This is a genomic window from Kytococcus sp. HMSC28H12, from assembly GCF_001816045.1.
GTDB classification, from domain to species: Bacteria; Actinomycetota; Actinomycetes; order Actinomycetales; family Dermatophilaceae; genus Kytococcus; species Kytococcus schroeteri.
The window spans coordinates 1-4,423 of sequence record NZ_KV824317.1; the positions used below are offsets into that span (position 1 = coordinate 1).

Here is a 4,423-nt window from a genome sequence, read left to right on the forward strand (position 1 = left end):
TCGCCCGCCGAGAGGTGCCCGGCGCCCCGGTTGGCGCGGAACCCGGTGCCCAGCACGAGGTTCTGCTCCACCGTGAGCCACGGCAGCAGGGCCGGCTCCTGGAAGGCCACGGCCGGACGGCGGGCCGCCGGGTGGCGCTCCACGGTGCCGGTGGTGGGCTCCAGCAGTCCGGCGGCCACCCGCAGCAGCGTGGACTTGCCGCTGCCGGAGGGCCCCAGCACCACGGTGGTGCGGCCGGCCACGAGGTCGAGGTCCACCCCGGCCACCGCCGGTGAGGCGGCACCGGGGTGGGTGTAGCCCACGCCGCGCAGGCGCAGCACGGTGGTCATCCCGCCTGCTCCAACCGGCCCAGCAGCACACGCAGGTGGCCCTCGGTGGGCGACTGCACGGGCAGGAACTCGGCCTCGCGCACACGGCGGCTGGTGGCCGAGCGCAGGGCGAAGCCGCGCCCACCGGCCACGCGGCGCTCCAGGGTGGTGGTGCTGCCGGTGAGGTGCGCGGCGGCCAGACGCAGGCGCACCAGCTCCCGGCGGGAGGCCTCGGCCGGGGCGGCGGCCACGGCCTCGAGGCGGGTGGTGAGCTCCTCCAGCTCGCGCGACAGGGCCGCGTGGTCGTCGGCGAACACGGCCGACTCCGGGCCCGCCAGGAACTCCGCGCTGGCGGCGAGCGACGCCTCGCAGAGGCCCAGGCAGAACGCGCTCTGGAACGCCAGGAAGGGCGTCGTCACGCGCTCGCGGAGGGCGGCGGCGTCGCGGGTGAGCACCCGCTCGGGGCCCACCTGGACGCCGTCCAGGGCCAGCGATCCCGATGCGGTGGCCTCCAGCGCCGTGAGGCCGGACAGCAGACGCACGGAAAGGCGCGGGTCGTCGGTGGCCACGCGGACCACGGCCAGCGCAGGGCCAGCGGTCGCCTCGGACCCGCCGGCCGCCGCACCGCCCTCCTCCAGCCGCACCGGCAGCAGCACCTCGCCGCCGGGCAGCAGGTTGGACGCCCACGGCATCCGCCCCTCCAGGCGCAGCCCGCCGTCGGGCAGGGGCGTGCCCACCACGGGCACCTCGCCCAGCCCGGCCGCGCTCTTGAACAGCGGCGCCATGGCCGAGCTCAGCGGTACCGCGCCGGTCTCCACGCCCTCGGGCAGGGGCGCCCCGGCCGCGTCGAGGTACTCCACCCCCATCCGGTGGCCCCACAGCGAGAACGCGGTGGACAGGCACCGGGCGCCGGTGGCGCGCAGCACGGCCACCTGCTCGCGGAGGTCGCCGGCGGTGGCGGTGTCACCGCGGCCCAGGGTCAGCGCGGTGCCGCCGTGCTCGGCCAGGGTGGTGAAGGCGGGGCGCTCGCCGCGGTCCACGGCCGCCGCGTGCTCGGCCGCGGCCTCCAGCAGTGCGGTGTGCGCGTCCTCGGGGCTGGCGTCCACACCGGTGTGCGTGCGCGCGGCCAGGGTGGTCACCGGCCCACACCCCGCAGCAGGTCGAGGTCCAGCACGTGCAGGCGGTCGATGGGGGTGCTCACGGCCTCGCGGGCGCGCACCACGGCGTCGGTGTCCGGGGCGTCGTAGAAGCACAGGCACTTGGCCGTGTCCTCGCGGACGTAGGTGCGCAGGAAGGAGGTCTCGGGCACGTCGGCGTACTTGGGGGCGTTGGCCTTCTTGCGCGCCAGGTAGGCGTCCATGGTGATCTCGGCGGGGATGTCCCACTCCACCAGGTAGCCGGCGGCGGGGCGGGCGGCCTTCACGTCGGCCAGCTCGGCGCCCACGAGGCGCACGGTGGCGGGCTCGGAGACCTCGGCGGCGGCGTCGCCCAGCGCGGTGGCCAGGTCGGCGGCGGGCGCGGCATCGGTCTCGCCCTGCACCTCGGCGATCACGAAGACGCGGCCACGGTCGGAGGTCACCTGGGCCTCCACCAGCTCGTGGCCTGCCTCGGTGAGGGCCGATGCCGCGCGGTCGAGCAGGGCGGACACGGCCTCGTGGGCGGTGTCGGCGGGGACGATCTCGATCAGCTGCAGGCTCATGGGTGCTCCTCGGGGGTGGTGGGGGAGTGCGGCCGGTGCGGTCGGCACCGTCGACGCCGCACAACGGTAAACAGGCGTGCGGATGTTCCAAACTCAGAGTGATGTGAGATAGCGCACGCCGGCACCCCCCCACACAACAGAGACCCCCGGCCTGGGTCAGGACCCCCTCGCCACGGTGGGGTGTTCCTGACCCAGCCCAGGGGTCCTGGTCCAGTTCGGGGGTCCTCGGTGAGTGGTCCGGCTCAGCCCTCGCCGCCGCCCGCCTCGCCGCCGCGGGCTGGCACGTGGCCCTCGAGCGCGGCGTCGAACCGCGCGTCGAGCACCTTCTGCATCGACCGCACCCAGCTCGCCGTCACGTGCGCGCCCTGCCGGTAGGTGAGCACCCCGCCCACCACGGCCCGGCAGGTCCCCTCGGGGCAGAGGAAGTCGTTGAGGTCCACCACGGTGGCGTCCTCCACCCGGTCCACGGCACCACGCAACGGGGGCGAGCCCTTGCCCTCGGCGGCCGGCCAGTCGCAGGCCGTCACGTCCTGCCGGTGCTCGGCCACGCACTCGTACACCTTCGTCGGTGGCACGGGCACGTCCAGCAGCGCCACCACCCGCGTCCCCCGCTCGGCCAGGGGCCGCCAGTTGCGCTCGTACCCCGCCACCAGCGGCTCCACGCCGTACTCGCGGGTCTCTCCGCCGGCAAACGCCACGTGGGCCCCGCCGCTGACGACCAGCACGTCCGGCTCCAGCGCGGTGAGGCGCTCGCGCACCCCGGCGCCCCAGGCCATGCAGCTGGCGTACCCCTTGTGCTGGGTGAGGGGCGCGTCGGCCCAGGTGCAGGACGACTTCGTGTACGACACCACCAGGTACCCGCGCCGCCTCGCCCAGTCGTCCAGGGCGGGCAGCCACTGGTCGGCCTTGGAGTCGCCGGCCACGGCCACCACCACGTCGCCCTCGGGGTCGCCGAAGCGGCACTCCACCGGGTCCGGGCTCTCCTGGGTCACGTGGCAGCCGCGCGCGTGGGTGGGCGGCACGTCCTCGACGGCGGTCGTCGGCGCCGGCGTGATCGATGCCGGGTCGGCCGCGAATGCCTCGGGCCGCACCACGGGCTCCACGTCCGCGGGCACGGTGCCGGCACCGGGGTCGGGCAGCAGCTGCTCGGCGCCGTGGTGGCCGACGGTCAGGTCTACGGCCGGCTCGGTCCGCTGCGACCCGATGGCCACCAGCGCCGCGGCGGCGGTCACCCCGGTGAGTCCCGCGCCCAGCAGCAGGGCGTTGCGGGTGCGCTTGAACGCCGGGGCGAAGCGCACCGGGTTCTCCACCAGCCGGTGGCCCGCCCACGCGGCCGGCACGGCCACCAGCACGGCCAGCAGGGTGGCCCACAGCGGGGCGTCCCCGTCGAACAGGCCCTGGTCCACCAGCACCACCAGCGGCCAGTGCCACAGGTACAGCGAGTAGCTCAGGCCGCCCACCCACACCATCGGCGCGGAGCGCAGCCCGGCCAGCAGGACACCCCCGCCGGAGACGCCACCGGCCACCACCATCGCGGTGCCCAGGGTGGGCAGCAGGGCCGCGCTGCCGGGCCACGGGGTGGCGGGCGTGACCAGGAAGAAGCCGGCCAGCACCAGCACCACGCCCAGCAGCACCAGGCCCGATGCGGCGGGGCGGCGCAGGCGCGGCCAGAACCCGGCGCCGCAGGCCACCACGGCGCCCACCACGAGCTCCCACAGCCGCGTGGTGGTGACGAAGTAGGCCGACTCCGGCGTGTGCGCGGTGGCCCACAACGACCACGCGAAGGACGGCAGGCCGATGAGGAGCAGCCCGCCCACGGCCGTGGGGCCCAGCCGCGTGCGCTGGCGGCGCACCACCATCGCCACGCCGAGCAGCACCAGCGGCCACAGCAGGTAGAACTGCTCCTCCACCGCGAGCGACCAGTAGTGCTGCACCGGGGAGGGCTGGGAGTCCTCGGCGAGGTAGTCGGTGGAGCGGTCGGCCAGGCGCCAGTTGACGACGTACAGCGCCGATGCCGCGACGTCGCCCCACATCTCGCGCCACCGAGTGGACGGCAGCAGCAGCCAGGAGGCCACGGCGGTGAACGCCAGCACGAGGGTGGCGGCCGGCAGCAGGCGCTTGAAGCGGCGCCCGTAGAAGGCCGGCAGGTCCACCGTGCCGGTGGAGCGCACCTCCTTGAGGAGCTGGCCGGTGATGAGGAAGCCCGAGAGCACGAAGAACACGTCCACGCCCGAGAAGCCGCCGGGCACGAAGGGCAGGCCGGCGTGGTACGCCATCACCGAGAGCACCGCCACGGCGCGCAGGCCCTCGATGTCGGGGCGGAACCCGGTGGGGGCCGTGGCCGGGGTGGCCGGTCGCTGTGTGTCGCGCTGGGCCGCCGCCCGGGTGCCGGGGGCGGGCACGCGGCGCACGCGGT

The 4,423-nt window shown here is 75.8% G+C and carries 4 protein-coding genes; all 4 read right to left on the reverse strand.

What is annotated here, in order from left to right:
- The coding region (locus tag HMPREF3099_RS02510; RefSeq protein ID WP_141761946.1) for an ATP-binding cassette domain-containing protein at positions 1-329 on the reverse strand (329 nt) is incomplete at its 3' end.
- Positions 326-1,447: an acyl-CoA/acyl-ACP dehydrogenase gene (locus tag HMPREF3099_RS02515; protein WP_083323423.1), complete on the reverse strand. Its 1,122-nt coding sequence runs from the start codon at positions 1,445-1,447 to the stop codon at positions 326-328. The genes HMPREF3099_RS02515 and HMPREF3099_RS02510, both read right to left, overlap by 4 nt.
- Positions 1,444-2,007, reverse strand: a complete 564-nt coding sequence (locus HMPREF3099_RS02520; protein WP_070703650.1) for a DUF4242 domain-containing protein — start codon at positions 2,005-2,007, stop codon at positions 1,444-1,446. Before HMPREF3099_RS02520 ends, HMPREF3099_RS02515 begins: the two co-directional genes overlap by 4 nt.
- A gap of 242 nt (positions 2,008-2,249) precedes the next feature.
- Positions 2,250-4,423: acyltransferase family protein (locus HMPREF3099_RS02525; protein WP_371327503.1), on the reverse strand; the 2,174-nt coding region annotated here is incomplete at its 5' end.